The following is a 915-nucleotide window of genomic DNA, read 5'->3' on the forward strand; positions in this document are numbered from 1 at the left end:
GGCTTTGAGTGGCTGATTGTCACTCAAAGCCTGCTGAGGCCGAGGCAGAATTCGCACCTCTCTATGCAATTGCTGACGGGGTTCGGATGACGCGCGATCTGACCAATGAACCGGCAAATGTTTTGACCACTACCGAATTCGCGGACCGTCTGGTTGAGATGCAGGAACTGGGTCTTGAGGTCGAAGTGCTGGACGAAGACAAGCTGGCCGAGTTGGGGATGCGCACATTGCTAAGCGTCGGGCAGGGCTCGGACAGCCCTTCGAAAGTGGTGGTGATACAGTGGAATGGCGGTGCCAAGGACGACGCGCCTCTGGCTTTGGTCGGAAAAGGCGTAGTGTTCGACACGGGTGGTATCTCGCTCAAACCAGCTGCTGGCATGGAAGAGATGACCATGGACATGGGCGGAGCCGGAGTTGTTGCGGGCACCATGCGCGCGCTGGCCAAGCGCAAGGCAAAAGCCAATGTCGTGGGGCTGGTTGGTCTGGTCGAGAATATGCCATCAGGTAACGCCACCCGTCCGGGTGATGTGGTCAGGTCTATGAAAGGTGATACGGTCGAGATTATCAACACCGACGCCGAGGGCCGCCTGGTTCTGTGTGACGTGATGTGGTACGCGCAGGAACGGTTCAAGCCGGTCGGCATGAACGATCTGGCAACTTTGACCGGTGCGATTATTATCGGGTTGGGCCATGAGAATGCTGGTGTCTTTTCGAACAATGACACATTCTGCGATGCCTTCCTGAAATCAGCCAAGGCCGAGGATGAAGGCGCCTGGCGGATGCCATTGGGCGATGCCTATGACAAGTTGCTGAAATCGCGCATTGCCGACATGAAAAACGTGGGCGGTCGTCCCGCGGGTTCAGTCACCGCCGCGCAATTCCTGCAGCGTTTCGTGAAAGAGGAAACGCCGTGGA

The 915-nt window shown here is 57.3% G+C and carries 1 pseudogene; it reads left to right on the top strand.

What is annotated here, in order from left to right:
- Positions 1-20: 20 nt before the first annotated feature.
- Positions 21-915 (top strand): annotated as a pseudogene (locus ACR0C6_RS21475) (leucyl aminopeptidase); the annotation flags it as partial.

The organism is Ruegeria sp. AL12 (assembly GCF_056540885.1).